The organism is Asaia sp. Ae19-3 (assembly GCF_059801175.1).
This window is the reverse complement of sequence record NZ_JBCHWF010000001.1, coordinates 2601335-2620426: the sequence shown is the minus strand read 5'-3', so window position 1 is coordinate 2620426 and position 19092 is coordinate 2601335. Positions and strand designations below refer to the sequence as shown.

Sequence of the window (19092 nt, the reverse complement as noted above, 5' to 3'; positions counted from 1 at the left end):
TTTCCTACCAGATCACGGCAATACTCGGGCGTATTTGCGTTCCAGACGCAAGGTCTGATGCCGCACGCATGGAGCCTTGCGATGACCACCACCATCTCCGAGCTATACATCGCTTTTGCGAGCAATCTCGCGAAAGCACAGGACGACGCGGCCTCGTTGCTCAAGCTCGGCGATGCGGCGGAAGCGGCTGACACGAAAGTAACGCGCCTCGGGCGCTCCGGCGCGTCGGTGGCCCGGCAATTCGATGAGACAACGCGCGCCGAGACCAAACTCAGCAGCGAGATCCGGCAGCGCACGGCCAACGTCGAAGCCTTGCAAAAGGCTCTTGCTGCCGGTGAGATCACACAGGAGCAATATGCAGGGTCGCTGGCCGGCATCGCCAAATCAGCGGCAGCACAAAAAGAGAAATTCGACGCGGCCACGGGTGCCAGCAAGCTCCACAATGCCGCCCTAGCGGAAGGTGCAACGGCAGCAAAGCTGTCGAGCTACCAGATCGGCATTCTGGCTGGAGAGGCCCATAAATTCGCCGATCAGGTGCTGGCCGGTGGCGGCGCTATGAAAGCCGCATTCTATCAGGTGCCCAATATGGTCACGGTGATGGGCGGGTTTGGCAAGGCCACGCAAATCGTGGGCGGATTACTGACGGGGCCGGTGGGTCTGGCGGCTCTCGCTGTCGCGGCCGGTGTAGCCATCTACAAAATGGGCAGCGCGGCCGAAACCGAAGAGGGCCATCTCGCAGCCCTTGGTCAGACCCTGCGTGCAACTCGCAGCGATTATGCGGCCATGGCTGGCGCTGCAGAGGATGCGGCAAGGCGCATCGCGGGCAAGAGTGGCCTGTCTCTCAATGACAGCCGTTCGGTCACCTCGACCTTTGCGGCTGTGCCCTCGGTCAGCGGTGGCAATCTCGATGCGCTCGCCACCACCGCCCGCAATCTTGCAACGGTCCTGGGCAAGGATGTGCCCGACGCGGCAAAGGAAATGACGGCGGCGTTTGCAGATCCAGCCAAGGCCGCAGAGGATTTCGCCGAGAAAGGGCTGCTCGGCGTCCATGAGGGGCTGGTGCAGCAGATCCGCGATATGCAGACCAGCGGTGATCGTATCGGCGCCTGGGGGCTGCTCATGGGGCAGGTCGGCAAGGCCACGGCCAATGCCGCAGACCAGGGCGTGACGCCCCTCCACCGGGCGCTGCATGAAGTGAACGTATCGCTTCATGAGGGCTTCGCCCCTCTCGGGCAGTTCGTGAACTGGCTTGGCGAAGGCGTGTCAGGCGCCGCCCTCAAGGCAACACAGATTCTGCAGGCCTTCCTGGACAAGACCAAAGAGATCCGCGCATGGGAGTCTGCGCAACTCGACAAGATCCCTGCTGTCCATGACTACATGCAGCGCCGCGAGGTGGCTGCGTCCGATGTGGCCGGGGTGGGCAAGACCATCGACACCGTGGGTGCAAGCCTGGGCGCGAATAACGATGTGATCGCGCTCGCCCATCGCATCCAGCCGGTTGAAAGCGCAACGGGCCAGTATGACACGCAGGGCCGCGTGGTGCAGTCATCGGCGGGTGCGCTGGGCGCGATGCAGGTCATGCCGGGCAATGCCAACGGCAATGATCTGCGCACGACGACCGGCAATGTTACGGCGGGCGTGCAGCTGCTCACGCGGCTGTACGCGAAATATGACGGCAATCAGGCGCTGGTCGCCATGGCCTACAACTGGGGCGAGGGAAACGTCGATCAGTATCTGTCGGGCAAGATCGCCAAAGCGCCTGATAGCGTGGCGGATTATGCGCAAAAGGTCACAGGTGGCGAGGTCTTTGGCGCCCAGGCGACCGCCTCGCGTCAACTCAGGGTCGATGACCAGCTGCGCGGCAGTGATGGCAGCATCGCCGCCCAGATCCGCGAGCGTGAAGAGGCCATCACGGCCCTGACCACGGCGCAGAAGGCGCTCAATGATCTGCACACCGCAGGCAAGGTGTCCGATGCCGAGTATGCCGCCCAGACCGGCGTACTGACCGACAAGATCAACGGGCAGCGTGGCGCGATCAGCGAGTTGCGTGACCCGTTACAGGCGCTTGCTCATCAGCAGGGTCTAGCGGCTGAAAGCGCCAGAACCTACTCGGCGGCGGAAGCCTCGATGGTCCAAGTGCATCAGCAGGTCGAGGAAGCTGCCAGGCGCATGGGGCAGGAACACGCCACAGCCGCCCAACTGGCCGAAGCGGAGGCCAGACAGCAGGCGATTCTGACGGGGCAATTCAACCAGTCGGTGGCAGCCATCAATGAGCGCACGCAGGCCGAGCAGGATCTGCTCGCTGGCTACAAAGCGTCGAAAGGCTCGCTGACGCAGTACCAACAGGCGATGGAAGCCGCCGAGAAGGTGCGCGCCACCTCAATCGACGGCACGGCCGAGCAGGCCCGCCAGATCGAGATCCTGACGGGTGCCATGAAATCGGCAACCGCCTCGCAGGTCGATATGGCCAATGCGGGCAAGCTCTACAGTCAGTCGCTGGATCTGGAAGTCATCAAGGCCCAGACGGCGGCGATCGGGCAAAACAGCGATGCCACCTCGGTGCAGATTGCGGTGCTCAAAGAGCGCAACCGCATTCTGAAAGAGGGGGGCAACGTCAATTCGGAAACAAACCGGGCCTATCTCGACAACGTGGCGGCCATCCAGACCGCGACCAATGCCTATCAGCATCAGAAATCGGCAATGGATGACCTGACCGGCAGCATGGAGGGGATTTTCAACGCCATGACTAGCAGCGTGACTCAGGCATTCGTGCAGGGTGGCAAAGGGGCTGTGAGCTTCGGTTCGATCCTCTCTGGGCTACAGACGCAGGTAGTGGGGCTCGTCGCAAAGCTCGGCCTCATGAATCCGGCCATGAACGCTCTGGATGGTGGAAGCCGCAGCACGTTTTCGAGCCTCTCCGATGCCTTGGCGTCGGGCGGATCGGTCGGTGGCGCCGCAGGCAAGGCGGGCAGCGTGTCCATTCCCGGTGCTGGCACGGCGACAAGCGGCGTTGCCAGCTCGAGCAGCTGGCTATCGAGCGCGATGGGTACGAAGCTCTTCGGCACGGCTACGGTGGGCAATACGCTCGGCGGCATTGGCGGCGGCATGGGCCTCGGATCGGCGCTCGGCAATATCGGCGGCGGCACCTATGGGCTGCTCGGCTCGGGTGTTGGCGCCGCGCTTGGCGCAGGGCTGGGCTCTTTCATCCCCGGTATCGGCACGATGCTCGGCGGGCTGATCGGCGGCGGCGCCGGTGGCCTTCTGGGCGGGCTCTTCGGTCACAAGAAAAACCCCTACACGATCGACCAGGTGCTGCTCGAGGGCGACGAGTTCAAGATGGGGCAAAGCTGGAACCAGAAGCAGACCGACACCATCACTGCTCAGCTAAAAACCGAGCTGGCCAGGCTTAACACCATGATGAGCAGCCTTGGGCTCAAGGCCGAGAATGCCTATCTCGGCACGGTGCGCGACGATCCGAACAACAAAGACCCGGATCAGCGCTCCGTGAGCCTCAAGGATCTGCTTGGCGGCGTGAAGTTGCGCAGCGATGACAATCCGACATTCAGCCAGGCGCTTTCGCAGGGGATGCCCGCGAGCTTTGATAGCGTGGCCTCGTTCCAGAGCGCGGTGACGCAGCTGAAAAGCATGGCCGACACGGTGGATGCGCTGGGTGTTGCCGTCTCGAAATTCAATTCTGATGGCACGGTGACGGTCTCGGGCTTCACCGAGGCCACGGGCGATCTGCGCACGGCGCTCGATCATATGCTCAACGGTAAGACGCTCGCGACCAGCGATCTGCAATCGCAGGTTGCGACCATCACCGAGTTTGTCAGCAACACCATGCCCAACTTGATGAAGGCCACGGTCGACGGGCAGCAAAGCTGGGTCGAGCAGATGGAGGCGCTGAAAAAGACCTATGCGGACGCGGCCAGCCAGGCCGGTTCCTACGGGCTGGATGGCAACGCGCTCAATAACAAGTTCAGCGCGCTTTATCGGGAGGGTTACGATCAGAACATGCGCAGCCTGACCGAAAGCGGTCAGTCGGTGAAAGCCCGGCTCCTGGCGGCGCAGGGCAATCAGCAGGGCGCCGATCTGATGGATTTCGATCTCTCGGCCACGCAGCAGAGGCGCCAGCTGGCCGAGTCCTGGAAGGGCTTTCTGGGCGACGCCTATGCCGGGAATAAGACCTATCTGCAGCAGGCGACGGATCTCGATCGGACGCTCGCGGCAGAGCGTCTGGCCATCCAGAAGCAATATGCCGACAAGGCGGTCGAAACGGCGAAGCAGGAACGCGACCAGGCCTCGAATTCGGCGGCGTCCGTCGTCAGTAACCTGCTCGATTTCGCGAAGGGGCTCAGCACATCCAGCTATTCGCCTCTCTCGGCCGAAGCGCAGTACCGGGCCGCAAACGATAATTTCAACACGCTCGCGAACAAGGCCGGGCAAGGCGATTATGAGGCGCTGCAATCCATGCGCAGCGCGGCGGAGGCCCTGCTCACGCAGAGCATGAGCTATAACGGCTCAGGGCAGGATTACGCGGCGGACTACACGCGTATCCAGCAGATGCTGCTCACGGTCGGCGCACTCAAGCCGGACGTGATCACTGAATCGGCGCTCAAGGCGATGCTTGCCAGCAATAACCAGACCCTGGCCACATTGCTGCAACGCCTGCTCGAGACGGCGAACAAGCAGCTTGCCGAGCAGCGCCACCAGGCGCAGGGCAAGGCAGCATGAGCGGCGTTCTGTTCCATGCGGTCGAGATCGATGCCGAGCGCCCGCTCGATGTCGAATTCGTCCGTGGTCTGGGCACATCGGCGGCGGGCACGATCACGCTCCTGCCGTTTCGCAGCAGCGCGATCGACACGCTGCGCCTGTCCGATGCGGGGTATGTCGATGAGGCCGGTCGGCCCTATCCGCCCTTGCTGGCCGATGCCTTTGCGATCGATCGCAGGCTCGATCTGTCGCCAGCCTCGCCCTCGGTGCGCGAAAGCTGGGGCGCCATCACCCTCGCCAATCCCGATGGGCGTTTCGATGCGCTCATCCGCGATCGCGTGATCGACCGGATGCCGGTGCGTATCCGGGCCGGTTTCAAATCCCGCGATACGGCGCGTCAGATGGATCTCGACCCGGCGAGCGCGGCGCTTGTGCCCATATTCACCGGGCTGGGCAGTTCGTGGCAACCCGACCGGCTCACCGTGCAGATTGCACTGCGTGAGGTCTCCGGCTGGCTCGATGAGGTCATCATGCCGGTCGGCTCCTATGCCGGGTCGGGGCGCGTTGGCGGAGATGCCAACGTCAAGGGCCGCTCGATGCCGCGCCTGCGTGGCACGGCGCTCAATCTGACGCCGGTGCTGATCGATGCCGTCAATCTCGTTTACCAGATCAGCGACGGGCCGGGCTCTGTGGCGGCGCTTTACGAGGGCGGGTTTGCCGGTGGCATCGCCTATGGCGGAGCCGTGAGCGATCTCTATGCGTCACCACCCTCACCGGGCACCTGGCAGATGCAGAGCAGCTCGGGCGGGTTGTTCATCCGGCTCGGCACAAAGCCCGTCTATGGGATCACGGTCGATGCCACGGGCGATTTCCCCTCGGGGGCAGCGCCGCGCACTCTGCTGCCGCTCCTGCGCCAGATGCTGATCGAGGATCTGACCATGCCCGCGCAATGGCTTGCAGGATCATGGGAGGATACGCGCCAGGCGGGCTGGTACTGGGACGGTAGCCAGGCGGTCACGGGGCGCCAGATCGTCAATACCTGGCTCTCGGGGCTCGGTATCCGGCTCGTGCCCAGCCATGAGGGCACGCTCACGCCCCTGCGCCTGCAAATGCCCGGCGGCACGCCCTCGCGGGTGCTGACGGCCGACCAGGTCACGGCCCTGTCGGGGATTGCGCTCGATAGCGGGCTGTCGCCACCGCCTTTCCGGTGGCGCATCGGCTATGCGCATAACCAGACGGTACAGCAGGGCGGCAATGCGCTGCATCCGCGTATCACGGCCGATCGGCAGAGTTATGTGCTGCAGGAGGACCGTGTGGCGGCCTGGTATCTGCCCACCATCAAGCTGCGCTATCGCCAGCCCGGCGATCTGCCGGTGATCCCGACCGCGCTCATCAACGAAAGCGATGCCCAGAACGCCGCCAACAGCCATGGCGATCTCTGGGGGGCGGAGCGCCGTCTGTGGAGCCTGACCCTGCCGCGCTCGGTCGCGGGCGGCATCGATCTCGGCCAGGCGCTGCGGCTCGATCTGCCAGCGCCGGGTCTGCGCGGGGGCGTGACCGGGCTCGTGATTGGCGAGCAGATCCGCTCTGCCGAGGCGAGCGTGACCCTGACCGTTCTGGTCTAGGGCGCTGAAATCAGGGCGCCCTGCCTCTCTCGTTTCCATGTGTGGCCGTTTATCCACGAGTATACTCATGAGACCGTGATGACGACAAAGGACCACTCTTTTCGCGGTCTCTTCTACCATGAGGGTCAGTGTCAGGGAGCGAATAACGCGGCGAGCGACGCAACATCCGATTTAATACCACTGCAGTTTTGTTATCTTAACGATACGAATATTGTTTTTATAAAAAAAACAACCTGTTAAAGTGGTGCAATTTTATTAGGGCTAACGTGGTCTGCATTCTTGTATACCTAAGAGGTTTGTGGTGTTTGCAGATTGCTAACTACAATGTGATTATATATAAGTAGTAATCATCAAATATATAGCTATCACAAAATCGTGATTACAAGTATATGGAAAAAACAAAATCATCAACTTATTTAACGTCCGATCGCGTCGACTCATGTCGCGCTAAGGTCTTGGATATAGAGGAGTCGCAAGACTCTGCATACTACGGTATATCTAAATATTTCTCGAATTTAGTTCGATTATATATTTATATATGTTCCGTGATTACCCACCACAGAAGTGGGCGATATCTAAAACGCTTTTGGGTTCGATATTAAAACTTCGTGGGTGAATGTTATGACCGTAAACTGGAATGGAAAATCAGCAAACTATAATGTCGATGACGATGTATTCTACATAGATGCAAAGAACGCGCCGGTTGGGGCATGGTATACGAGTCACATCTATAGCGTGAAGGCTTCTGGCGATAGTATTGTTCTATGGACTTACCTGCCTCAGAATGCGTATCAGGGAAACAGCTACAGATTTAAAATCGATGCGCCGACCGGAGCGAATGTTACTTTTTATCTCGACAATGATAGCGCGAGAGAAAAGCTTGTGAAATATATATACGTTCAAGGCGCAAATAAAACTATAATTACAGTAGAACTCGGAATAACGAATGCAGGGACATTTACATATGAGATACCAGGAAACCCATTCAATCTGAATCCGAATGCTGTAACTCAAGTCACGATTCCCAAAGGGGGATCTCTGAACTTGAACGGTTTGGTATGCTATCTTCCAGGTACGCTAATCCGAACAGACAGCGGGGACATTCCAGTCGAACACCTGCAAGTCGGCTGTCTTGTCGAAATTTGGGATCCAGTCAACTTGGAGAAAAAACTTGAGCCTATTACCTGGATTGGTAAGGGAACGGCTATCCCGGCCGATAGTGAACCGAGTGACATTACCCATCATCCGATAAGAATAACCAAAGACGCCATTGCCCCGAACGAGCCTTACCAGGACTTGCTCGTCACAGCTGATCATTGTCTTTTTATAGATGGATCGTTCGTTTTAGCTCGTATGCTCGTCAACGGCGCAACGATTTCATATGAAAATATAAAAGGCTCATATGAATATTATCATATCGAGACAGCTGATCATTCGATAATATGGGCAAATGGTACAAAAGCCGAGAGCTATCTAGATACAGGTAATCGACACGGCTTTAGAAAAAACGGCCATCTGGATCTCAGCGGGAGTAAAAAAGGAAAAAGCGAAAATGACAGTACCCATTGCTTCCGGGTTGATGAGGGTTTCGTGCGCCCTATCTATGATCGCTTACTAGAGCGAGCGATCGCTTTGAATCATTTCCCGACTCCCAAGACTCATATCTTGAGTAAGGATCCCGGTATTTTTCTTGAGACTGATTTAGGACAGGAAATTTTTCCCATTCGGGTTCGTAATGGCCTAGCTACCTTTATGATACCCGGTAGCATCGCGAGCCTCTGGATACGATCCCGCGTCGCCAGACCATGCGACACTTTGGGACCGTTCGTCGATGATCGTCGTCAGCTTGGTGTGCTCATAGGCGAGATCAGCCTTTACACGAGTACGGGCGTTATTTTTCTAGATCAGCATCTGAAGGACGAGGAGGTGACCGGTTGGCGTGAGTTTGAAGGTGATGCTCAACCTCGATGGACGATGGGAAGAGCATTTCTCGATTTACAAGAGCCTCTTTCTCGATTGCCAGACGAGCCCTGCCTTCTCGCGATAAAAATTATCGCAGGAGGTCCCTATTTGAGTTCAGAGGAAGAGCAGAAGAATACGTGCTTATCTGAAAATTCCAGTTTTTCCTGAATCGGAAAATCTTGTTTTGGGAACTCTGTAAGGCTGCAAATTCAAAATCATTGCTGATCGTTATCTGGTTTAATCCGTAGCAGCGCGCAACCCTCGTACGATTATGCGAAGGAAGCGCGCTGCTACGATTATTCAATTCGAAACCGAAGACGGGCTATTCGGACGCTCGGGCAGTACGAGAGATAAAAGCGCTCTCTTGCTCCGGACGAGTGGAGAACACTTTTAATAAAAAAAATAACACAAAAAAATATAGAACAGATACTTGTTCGAAAATTTCGGGTGAATCCGAAAAGATAGTCGTTATCCCACGATAATATATCAGAAAGGAACGGCCATGGCCGAGGCCTGGACCTGCGCGTTCGGCGCAGAGAACGCGCTCATGGAGGCGCGGCTGGAGGGCAATGCGCAGGTGGCTGAACTGCCCCTGATCAATCTGCAAAACGATCAGGGGGCGCCTTCGACCGCCTGGCGCGTGCCGGGAAAGGAAGCCTATCTCATCGCGCATCTGCCCCGGCCCATCCTGTGCCGGGGCTTTTCATTTCACCGCACCAATCTCTCGGCGGGAGCGCGATATTCCCTCGTTGCCCGCAACGGGACGGGTGTCGTTTACGCCTCGGGCGGGCAGCAGACGCAAACCGTCTCGGGCCAGTTCCTCGTTGTGTTTCCGAACGATCAGACAATCACGCAGCTCGATATCTCGATCAGCGATCAGGGCAATCCTGACAGCTTCCTGTCTTTCCCGCTCGCCTATCTCGGGCCGCTCTGGCAGCCCGAGCGCAATATGAGCTGGCAGGGCAATGAGAGCCGGCAGGCCACCATCGACGAGGCTACCAGCCTCTCGGGGGTGGAATATCCGACCCTGCGCTATCGACAGCGCGCAATCGCGATCGATCACCAGTCTCTGGGCATCGCCGAGCTGCCAAAGATCCGCCGCATCGAGAGCACGGCTGCGACGGGGCGAAACATCCTTTTCGTGCCCGATCTCTCCGCCCCCGATCGCAACAGCGCGATGATCTTCGGGCGCCTGACACCGGGTGACATTACCTGCCCGGCAGGCGCTGCCGATCGGCGGGCCACGACCATGACCGTCAAGGAGCGTCTCTGATGCCGAAATTCGCCCCGTTCGTGCTCGAGCGGTCCAACAACCCCGGCACAGGCCCCTTTGCCCTGAGCGGGGCGCCACCCGGTCGACGCGGCTGGAGCGGCGCCTTTGCCGATGGTGACGTGTATTATTTCGCCGATGACGGCACCCAGGCCGAATGGGGCATCGGTCGCCTGACGCATGGCCAGCCCGCCACGATCTCGCGCGATCAGGTGCTGGGCAACACGTTCGACCGGCAGGACCGGCTCAATTTCACGGGGCTGGTCTATGTCTATTCCGACATTCCCGTGGAGGCCATCACTCCGCCCGTCACGCAGGGGCGCATATCGGTTCCCGCTGTTGAACTGAACGATCAGCGACGGGATTTTTTCAGCCAGGATATCCGGGCCAGCGGCCCCACGCTGAAAGCGGAATTTGCCGGAATAATCCAGCTCAAGAACTGGGGCGACGTCAAAGAGACCGACTGGGGATTTCTGCAAATCATCTGCAGCCTGTATCGCCTGAATTCGGACGGTTCGTCCTCGCTCTACACGGCGGAGCAAAGGCGCCTCCGCGTCGACCGCAATGGCCCCATGCCGATCACGGTCAACGCTCTGGCCGTCAATCTCGCGCAGGGCGAAACGGTCAGGGCGGTGATCACGATCGCGACGCTCGACAGAAGCCGTCCGAATTTCACTTTCATCCCGCTTCTCTCCGACGCCGCCCTGACATGGCTTTCGGTCTGAACGAACAGGAGGACAACGCCATGCGTATGCAGGAATTCTGCCTCGGAAGCGCGCTCGCCCTGTGGGCCTGCCTGCTTCTCTCACTACCGCAGACGGATGTGACATGGCCGGGCATAGGGCAGCTTCTCGCCATTCTGCCCCGCGCCGACGATCCAACGCTTGTCTATGCGCTGCTCGCCTGGCTGACGGGCGGCGCGCAGATCGTGGGGGCGGTTTGCAATCAACCCGCCCTGCGTCGCGCCTCGGCGATCGCGGCTTTCACGGCCTGGGCGTTCATCGCTTTCGGACTGATCACCCCAAGCGCGCTTGTGCCCGCGATTGCGGCCTATGGCGCGCTTGCCCTGCTCAATGTCCGGGCAGCGTTGGGGAGAGTGGGCAATGCCTGAAAACCTCACCCCGCAGCCCTGGTGGGTTGCGGTGATCGGCGGGTTGCTTTTCACCATCCGCTGGCTGATCGGCTTCGGCGCATCGAGCGCGAAGGCCACCATCGCGTCGCAGCAGGAAGAGATCGACCGGCTGAATGCTCGCGTTGACAATCTGGAGGCACGGGAGAAAGTCAATCTCGAGCTGATCGAGGAATTGCGAGAGCAGAATGGACTGCTGAGAGAGGCCCTTGGTCGAGCCAATTCGGCGGCGGTCTGTTAGGCCGAAATGGAGGGGAAGCAGAAAGTCTGCTTTTAAATCGTGAGAATGAAAGGACTGCCATTGGTTGCGTCTACGTTGATGACGAGGCCACGTGGCATGGAGCATTAGATGCGCGGCAGTTGTCCGCGTGGGAAGCAAAGAGAGTTGATATTGTCCTTGCCTAGCCAAGCTGGCTTCTGGGGACAGGCAGCAGAATTTACAAATTTTCTCTTCCTTTATCCAAGTGCATATATTTACGCGACTGAAGAAATCCAAGTAAGATATTCAGAGATTCAACTCGAGTTTATTCAATGTCATCGTCTCCTGTTCCAGCGTCTGACAACCTCTCCCCCCCTAGCGAGAACCGCCTATACCCGGAGTTATTTGCGCTTCATCGTGAAATTCATGATTTCTCCGAAGATTTAGAAAATTTTTCGCGTCTCCTAAAAATTCAAAGACAAATAATATCTTCTATTGAGGAAGCAGAAAATGAAATCCGTGATGCGAAAATTCATGGAAATAATCCGAAAGACTGGCAATATGTGCGATATAATTTTTTGTGCCTCGGGGATTGCTTAGCATTTCTCTACGTAGACAGATTTTCTTTGAAGCAAACCTACTTCGATACGAATACCTACAATATAAAACAAAGTGGTGGCTTCATCTTAGGAAAAGATGGTCATAAAAACGAAATGATGGCCCTGGAAAACGCAATCTCGCATAACATTCCTGCAGTTCTATGCGATATTACAAATGTTCTCCGTTACGGTGATATTTGCCTGCTGGGGGATAGTGACCCCGTTCCTATCGAGGTCAAATCATCCAAGACGAAAGATCGTCGTAATAAACGACAAAAGCTTAAACTGCAAACGCTATCTGATTTTTTGAAATCGGATCATGCAGAGAACTTTCGTGGTGTTTCTGGCTCTACTATTAGGGTGGAATGTTCTACTTCTCCCAAATTGTATAATAGAGAGCTGCAAGATGCCGTTAAAGAGGCAATCAAACGAGGCTCCGTGAGTTTTGAGGTTGATGAGTGTCTAAGGGTAGTTATAATATCAGAAGATAATGTAGATTATGCGAAGCTTTTTGGAGAGAAAAATTTATTATCGAAATCTCTAATTACTTATGTGAACGAAATAAAAACCAATATGCTATGGGGTTGCTATTATCCATACCCTTTGACATTTTCAGATCCAGCGTCTTTTGAAGCTTTCGTCCGAGGTGAGATTCATATTTTTACTATTCTTTACTTGGAAAAATTTGAAGAAACACTAGCTTCTGAGCATGTCACACTAAATGTTGAAGCCAGCGAATATAAAATCGAGTGCCACATGCATTTTCCAGATTTGGTTATTGAAGATCCAACTGCAAGATTTACAATCGGAGAGCATATGATGTGCCGTATATGGACAGATTTTATTAGCCCGCGTTGGATAGTTGATAACTCCATTTTATCAGTAAGAAATGCTATCGGTAAGAGACGGGCATAGTTAGAGGCTGTAGATCGCCCTCAATAGGTTCAATTCATATATACATAAATCGAAATCGTGTCCGCTATACGGAAAGCTTCTGCGTAGAACGCATATCCGAATTGAAGGCGGGAGCGGTCGGTCGTTACGCTTCCCGTTCCTCCTCACCCGGAAGCGCCATCCCTACACAACCCTCTGATCACCAGCATAATGGCCGCACGCTCGCAGGATGATCCGGCAGGCGATAATCCACCATCGAGAGCCAACGTGGCGAGGCCGTGAACAGCGGCCCAGCAGGCGAGTGTCGCGGCCTCCAGGTTATCGGGTGCGACCTGCTGGACCCGTCGGACCATGACGCCATATGCATTGTCTTCGACAGGTGGGGGCCCGCCATCATGTCCGGCGAACATCAGGCGGAAAAGCTGAGGCTGTTTCCGGGCGAAAGCGACATAGGCCTCGCCCTGTGCGAGCAGGGCCTTTTGGGCATCCGGCTGTTGATCTGCGGCCAGCAATACTACGCGAAGCGTCTCGAAGCCATGCAGGGCTACAGCGGCCAGAAGAGCCTCCTTGTCTCGAAAATGTCGGTAGGGCGCCATAGCTGACACGCCAGCTTCGCGAGCTACGGCGCGCAGCCCCACTGCCTCTCCTCGCTCGAGAGACGCCAAAGCTGCGGCGACAAGGCGTGTCCGCAGATCGCTGGAAACGGAATCATTCATGTTTACAATGTACACCAAACTCAATACGCTTACATTGTAAACTCCATGGAGCTGCATCATGCAAGCCGCAATCAACCGCCAGTCCGTAGACCTTTCTGCTTACCCAGATCTCGTGATGATCATGCTCGGTTTTAGGATGCGGGGCATGCGCAGCCTGCTTGCGATGCGACGGATCGGGCAGGGATTGGCGCAAATTGCTCGTGATCGCCCAGATGGTCTGCTCGCTGACGAGGGCCTGAGGTTCAGTTTGACGCATATCGGCTTTCGTCAATACTGGCGCGATATGGACGCGCTCGAGCGTTTTACGCGCAGCGAACCGCATGCCGACTGGTGGCGCCGTATACGAGAGATGACGGCGGGTGCGGGTTTTTGGCATGAAACCTATCACGCCCGTGGCGGTATCGAGGCCGTATACGTCGGGATGGATCAACCTGTTGGCTTGCAGCATTTCGCCCCTGAGAGAAGCCCAACGGGGCCTTTCGCGTCGGCTCGGTCGAGAATTCAAGGGGGCGCCGCAAACGCACCAACGCAGCGCGCGCCTGAACCAGTAGAATAAACGCGCTCTGGCACACTAATATCGATCTAGATATTTTCGGCTGACCGCGACAGCCGACGATGATTTTAGCCCAAATCCGACCACCAAGCCGCCCCAATCCGGGCGGCTTTTTTCGTTCTGGAGACTCCGGTAATGAGTGATGCGCTCAACATCGCCACGGCGCTTTTGCGTCGGGACGATTTCGAGGGGCTGCGTCTTGCGCCCTATCTTTGCCCTGCGGGGTATTGGACAATCGGCTATGGCAGTCGTGCGCTGGCCGATGGGTCGCCGGTTACGCGGCTGACGGAGCCGATCAGCGAGGGCGAGGCCGTGGCCTTGCTGGAGCGCACAGTGGTCGGGTTGCAGCGGGTTCTGGCTGATATGGTGACCGTGCCGCTTCTGCCCTGGCAGGAAGGGGCTTTGCTGTCGTGGCAGTATAATGTCGGGAGCGCTGCTGTGCGGGGTTCGACATTGCTGCGGCTGCTCAACGAGCGGCTTTACGCGGCGGCGGGGCAGCAGCTTCTGCGGTGGGACAAGGCGACGGTGAATGGCCGTCTGGTGCCCCTGCCCGGCCTTCAGCGTCGTCGCCGTATCGAGCTTTCTGTTTATCAGGGCCGCCCTGTTTCGGGTGTGCCGTTCACGGTCTGATCGACCGTCTCTTTTCTTTCCCACAATTGAATATGAGGACACACTGCCATGACACTGGACTGGCAAAGCCTTTACGCGTCCGTACTCCCGTTCATTCCGGCCGAGATCGCGGCCGATCTGACGCTGATAGGGACGTTTCTAATTTCACTCTGCGCTGTGATTGCACGGTTCTGGCCAAGGCCTGCGAAAGGTTCTAAGTGGCTGACCATCTATTGTTTGGTCAATCGTATCGGCATGAATTCTCGGCACGCCGTTAATCTGAACAACGATTAACCTAAAAGGGTCTTGTGACGCTACTCGACTTACCTCCATCAGATCTTAAATGGCTAAAAGCGCCGTATCCGATCATTTACGTGTTAAAGTATAAGTATAATTCTGCCCTAGTGCATTGTCAGGGAGGCATATAAGATCGATGGCTGATAACTTAATTTTAGATTGTTATAATGTGTTGCATATGCATATTCCCACAAGTGCGGACACATGTGCAGCGGCGAGAGCAACTATCCGAGCAGCTGAAATTCAAGGCAAAGCTAGCCGATATGCTGGAGATTACACACTTATTGCCGGTGTGCTTGCATTTCTTGGTGGTGCATTCTCTATAATTGCGACATGGATCATCATCTGGAACGAACGAAGAAAGTCACGCAATAGGCAGAAGAATAAGTTATTTACATTAAAAGAATTAATAAATTATTCAATAGTTGAATTTGGAAAGATATCTAATTACGTTGATAGATATATTGAAGTAATTAAGGATTCGAATTATAGAAAATCGTATATAGACTTTAATATCCTAAACCAAACATCATTTATGAACAATCTTACTAAAATCATCTCCTATAATAACTGGGACGAAATACCATGCGTTGCAGACGATATAACCGGTAATCTTATTTATGTTGGAAATCTTACTGAAAAATGTTTAGAAGAGATATCGACGATCACAAATATGAATTATAATCTTAGCAGAATTAGAGAAGAAATTAATAGTGGCAACGATACCATAGCTAGTATTATAACTATAAACAAGAACGCTGTGATTCATCTTGATATGCTAAAATTACACTTATCAATAGTGGTTGACCGAATGAAAAAAATAAAGGTTGATATGATATAGATTATTACTTTCCATAATCTAAGGATTTTAATCCCAATAATATCAGATTCCGGATGGCCTCCGCTTCTGATTTTATTCTGTTTTCAAAACGGTACTCAGCTATCGCATTTGCCATTTCCTTCGGCATTGAGATCAGCTTCTGAGTCGTTTTGTCTTTGTTAATAGCCATAAAGGTTATCTAACCTAGTAAATCTCTTGCTGCCAAGGTTATATTGGTTATATAACCTTCAGGCGATGGGAGAAGTCCTACCTTCTCCCATCGCCCTAACCTCCAGCAGGGATGACACCCCATGCCACAGGCTGATGCCTCTCCTAGCACATCTCGACGTGCTGTTCTCTCCCAACTTGCCGTTCTGCCTTTTGTCGGCTCAATCGCCGCCTTCATTCCAGCCGCGCAGGCACTAGGCGAGGCCGATGCCACGCTACTGGGGCATATCGCTCGCGCTATCGAAACGCATCGGGTCATGAATGACCGAACGCACAAGTCTACTGATGAGGAATACCTCGCTCTCCTGGGCGAGTTCGACAGTCAGCTGGATGACCTGGCCGAGATCCGGGCCGTCACGCCCACGGGGCTTGGGGCCAAAGCATGCCTCATCCAGCTGTATCTCCCCTCCTATTTCCACGCGTTTGAGGTGGACGAGCGCAGCCCGGAAATCCGTCTCCTCTTCAGTTTCATCCAGGACGCCACCTTCTTCGCACAAAGGAATGCCGTATGAATGAGATGCTTATCCCCCTCAGCTTCGAGGGCAGGGAAATCCGTGTGGTTACGATCGGTGGCGAGCCGTTCTTTGTCGGCAGGGATGTGGCCGAGCGGCTGGGCTATGCCAATGCGACAGATGCGCTGGCCAAGCATTGCCGTGGGGTCGCGAAACGCTACCCCATCGTCGACGCGCTCGGACGGACACAGGATGTCCGCGTTCTGTCAGAGCCCGATGTGCTGCGGCTGATCGTCCGCAGCAAGCGCCCCGAGGCCGAACGCTTCGAGCGCTGGGTGTTCGAGGAAGTCCTGCCCGCCATACGCAAGACCGGCGGCTACATGACGGCCACCCCGGAGGAAACGCCCGAGGCCCTCGCTGCGCGGGCTCTGGCCGTGTTGCAGGCCACAGTGGCCCGGCAGAAAGCGGCCCTGGCAGAAACCCTTCCCAAGGCGGAGGTGTATGACCGGCTGGTGAATGCCGAGGGCAGTCTGTGCATCACCGCCGCCGCCAAGAACCTGCATATGCGCCCCAAGGCCCTGTTCGACTGGCTGGCGCATAATGGCTGGATCTACCGCCGCCCCGGCGCCGATCACTGGCTGGGCTATCAGGCTCACACCTCCAATGGCGATCTGGACCACAAGATCACCACCGTTACCCGCCCCGACGGCTCGGAAAAGGTGACAGAGCAGGTGCGTATTACAGCGAAGGGCCTCGCCAGACTGGAAAAGCTGATGCCTGAGCGGCTGCATAGCGTGGCGTGAGCGTGCGCCGTAGATGTGCACTTACTGAAAGGAATGTCGGCATCACCGGATAGAATATCGCGAATTACATCTTATCCTATTTTCGTGTATAGTCGAACTATATTCTCCTTGAACAAGAGGTAAGTCCTTGAGACATCGAATTCCCACCAAAATACTACGTTCGTCCTGTCTTATCGTACCTCTTGTCCTCGCTGCCTGTCAGAGCGGAACGGTTCCTGCGCCTCAAGACGCAGCAAGGTCGAACCCTGACTATATCGACCCAACCAAATCCGTTTTCCCTCTCACAAACTACTCGCAGTCGGTCGATCAATGGATCCTGGCTGGCGCAGACCCGACTGCGGCCATTATCGACGCAGCAACCCAGCAGCGTTATTTCGCGGCGCTGAAATCACAATATTTCGGTATGGGTGATGACGGTCATTCCCCTTGGAATCCTGTCTTTGTGGGCAAGCTGCTCGCAGCCGGCGTGGAGAGCACGCGCGACTGGGGCATCAATGCTTATCTGGGTGCGGCGCGTCAGTCCTGGGGGCAGAACTTCAGAATTCACGATGACGCCTGGAAAAATGCCGTGCGCGATAACGCTGCGGTAGACATCGATAACGGCTATCACGCTGCCAATCGCGGTATCGCTCTGCGGGAAACCCTCGTGCGGGTGCTCCCGACAGATGACCCCGCCTATAACGACCCGCGCAAGGCAGGCGAGGGCTATCCGTTCGACAATCTTCAGATGTCGTCTGTGCGGCCTGGCACGCCGGTCTACACACTGACCGTCAGCCGCGATCATCGCTGGAGATATGTTGTCTCGCCGGATGTCACAGGCTGGGTGCATTATGAGGATATCGCTCAGGCACGTGAGCCGTTCGTGAATAGCTGGGTCAAAATGGCGTCAGCGCATCTTGGTGCAGCAACCCGCCAGCCTGTCTCGATCTTTGACGATAACGTTTTTCATTTCACGGCCCGCATCGGTACGATTCTGCCGTTCAGGAGTGCCAAATCCGGCGTGACCGAGGTGGCTATCCCAGTGAGCGATGCCACGGGACATGCGCAGATCGCCTGGTACGCAGACCAGGATCAAGCCTTCGCGCCAATGCCGCTAGCGATGAATCGCGCCAATCTCGCCATGCTTGTGCGCTCGCTCGTCAACCGTCCCTATGGTTGGGGCAATTATAACTTCTACAACGACTGCTCGGCGGAGCTGCGTAGCCTGCTCATACCCTTTGGCATCCTCATGCCGCGCAACTCGCTGGCCCAGATCCAGGCGACAAGCCGCATGGTCGATCTAACGAAAGCAGATCTGGACGCGCGACTCGACTATCTCGTAAAAAACGGTAAGCCGTTCACGACACTTATCCACATCCCCGGCCATATCATGATGTATATCGGCAACACGACCGTGAACGGACAGATTGTGCCAATGACATATCAAGATGTCTGGGGCCTCCGTCCCAAAGACGCTGACGGCCGCAGCATCATCGGCGGGTCAGTATTCTTTCCACTCATGGAGTCCTACCCGGAAAACACCAGCCTGCAGTCGCTTGCTGGCAAGGCAAAGTTTGAGGTCGGCTTTATCAAGTAACGAAGGCGATGCGGAAGATTCTACATCTGGGGATCTTTCGCCATCCGCTCATACGAGCTAATCATGCAACCATGGCGCTCACCCGGATAGAAAGCCGGATAATCTTCCATAGGAAGGGGTAATTAATATAGATACATCAGTACGTTACGGACTATATGAACAGGTTTTGTAAACCGAAGGTCGGGGGTTCAAATCCCTCACCCGGCACCATTTTCAGGCAACTGAATCAGCTGAAAAATCTTTGTCTGATGCTGGGATATTGTTTCCCGGCTGGTGACGTGAATGGGGATGAGTGCCTGTTCGTCTCGGCTGAATGATGTTTTCTCAAGCGGCATACATCAAATGTTCAGCGCGGTATCAGATAGCGCGACGTTTCTTCGCTGGGCAGGCCGGGGCAAGGCCCTAGTATCGCATTAATTGCCTGATAGTCTCGTCACAAAAGCGACACAGCCTGAGATTAATTATCTATGATGCTTAGAGCTCACAACAGGCCTCCGTCTCCACGGGAAGACAGAAAAAAGGCTCAAAAACCTTCCGCGATCCTTCCATCTACCTTCTATACAGATCAGGATAAACTTGATATCGCAGCCCGATTGATGAACAAATCACTCTCCGGCAGCCCCGGGTACTTCAACTTTGAGTGAATC

The 19092-nt window shown here is 55.9% G+C and carries 15 protein-coding genes; 14 read left to right on the top strand and 1 reads right to left on the bottom strand.

All coding sequences use genetic code 11. The annotated features are described in order from the left end of the window. Positions 1-81: 81 nt before the first annotated feature. The 8 genes from AAID99_RS11425 (at position 82) to AAID99_RS11390 (ending at position 12412) form a co-directional block, all read left to right on the top strand. Complete coding sequence (locus AAID99_RS11425; protein WP_498493921.1) at positions 82-4734, top strand: lytic transglycosylase domain-containing protein; 4653 nt, start codon at positions 82-84, stop codon at positions 4732-4734. After that, complete coding sequence (locus tag AAID99_RS11420; protein ID WP_498493919.1) at positions 4731-6338, top strand: hypothetical protein; 1608 nt, start codon at positions 4731-4733, stop codon at positions 6336-6338. Before AAID99_RS11425 ends, AAID99_RS11420 begins: the two co-directional genes overlap by 4 nt. 621 nt (positions 6339-6959) lie before the next feature. After that, positions 6960-8468 carry a Hint domain-containing protein gene (locus AAID99_RS11415; protein WP_498493918.1) on the top strand — a complete coding sequence of 503 codons (1509 nt, stop codon included), beginning with the start codon at positions 6960-6962 and terminating at the stop codon, positions 8466-8468. Positions 8469-8802: 334 nt separating this feature from the next. Further along, positions 8803-9573: a hypothetical protein gene (locus AAID99_RS11410; RefSeq protein ID WP_498493917.1), complete on the top strand. Its 771-nt coding sequence runs from the start codon at positions 8803-8805 to the stop codon at positions 9571-9573. Next, a complete protein-coding gene (locus AAID99_RS11405) occupies positions 9573-10295 on the top strand; it encodes a hypothetical protein (protein WP_498493916.1) in 723 nt (240 codons plus the stop codon). Before AAID99_RS11410 ends, AAID99_RS11405 begins: the two co-directional genes overlap by 1 nt. A 20-nt stretch (positions 10296-10315) precedes the next feature. Then, complete coding sequence (locus tag AAID99_RS11400) at positions 10316-10681, top strand: hypothetical protein (protein ID WP_498493914.1); 366 nt, start codon at positions 10316-10318, stop codon at positions 10679-10681. After that, on the top strand, positions 10674-10940 hold the full coding sequence (locus AAID99_RS11395) for a hypothetical protein (protein WP_498493913.1): 267 nt from the start codon (positions 10674-10676) through the stop codon (positions 10938-10940). The genes AAID99_RS11400 and AAID99_RS11395 overlap by 8 nt, the downstream gene beginning before the upstream one ends. A gap of 290 nt (positions 10941-11230) precedes the next feature. Further along, entirely contained in the window at positions 11231-12412 is a 1182-nt protein-coding gene (locus tag AAID99_RS11390; protein ID WP_498493911.1) for a hypothetical protein, read from the top strand. A 143-nt stretch (positions 12413-12555) separates the two neighbouring features. On the opposite strand, the gene AAID99_RS11385 is transcribed toward AAID99_RS11390, so the two are convergent. Beyond that, the gene (locus tag AAID99_RS11385; RefSeq protein ID WP_498493910.1) at positions 12556-13107 is read right to left on the bottom strand and encodes a TetR/AcrR family transcriptional regulator; all 552 of its coding nucleotides are present in this window, start codon (positions 13105-13107) and stop codon (positions 12556-12558) included. A 58-nt stretch (positions 13108-13165) separates the two neighbouring features. Here AAID99_RS11385 and AAID99_RS11380 point away from each other — a divergent pair, with 58 nt between their 5' ends. The 6 genes from AAID99_RS11380 (at position 13166) to AAID99_RS11355 (ending at position 18445) form a co-directional block, all read left to right on the top strand. Continuing rightward, on the top strand, positions 13166-13663 hold the full coding sequence (locus AAID99_RS11380) for a phenylacetaldoxime dehydratase family protein (RefSeq protein ID WP_498493909.1): 498 nt from the start codon (positions 13166-13168) through the stop codon (positions 13661-13663). Positions 13664-13795: 132 nt separating this feature from the next. After that, entirely contained in the window at positions 13796-14290 is a 495-nt protein-coding gene (locus AAID99_RS11375) for a lysozyme (RefSeq protein WP_498493907.1), read from the top strand. A 412-nt stretch (positions 14291-14702) separates the two neighbouring features. Continuing rightward, positions 14703-15407, top strand: coding sequence for a hypothetical protein (locus tag AAID99_RS11370; RefSeq protein ID WP_498493905.1), 705 nt, complete (start codon positions 14703-14705; stop codon positions 15405-15407). Positions 15408-15697: 290 nt separating this feature from the next. Beyond that, positions 15698-16126, top strand: a complete 429-nt coding sequence (locus AAID99_RS11365) for a hypothetical protein (RefSeq protein ID WP_498493904.1) — start codon at positions 15698-15700, stop codon at positions 16124-16126. Further along, positions 16123-16869 (top strand): phage antirepressor KilAC domain-containing protein, encoded by a 747-nt coding sequence (locus AAID99_RS11360; RefSeq protein WP_498493902.1) that lies wholly within the window; start codon positions 16123-16125, stop codon positions 16867-16869. The genes AAID99_RS11365 and AAID99_RS11360 overlap by 4 nt, the downstream gene beginning before the upstream one ends. Before the next feature lie 127 nt (positions 16870-16996). Beyond that, positions 16997-18445, top strand: coding sequence for an SH3 domain-containing protein (locus AAID99_RS11355; RefSeq protein ID WP_498493901.1), 1449 nt, complete (start codon positions 16997-16999; stop codon positions 18443-18445). The last annotated feature ends 647 nt before the right edge of the window (positions 18446-19092 follow it).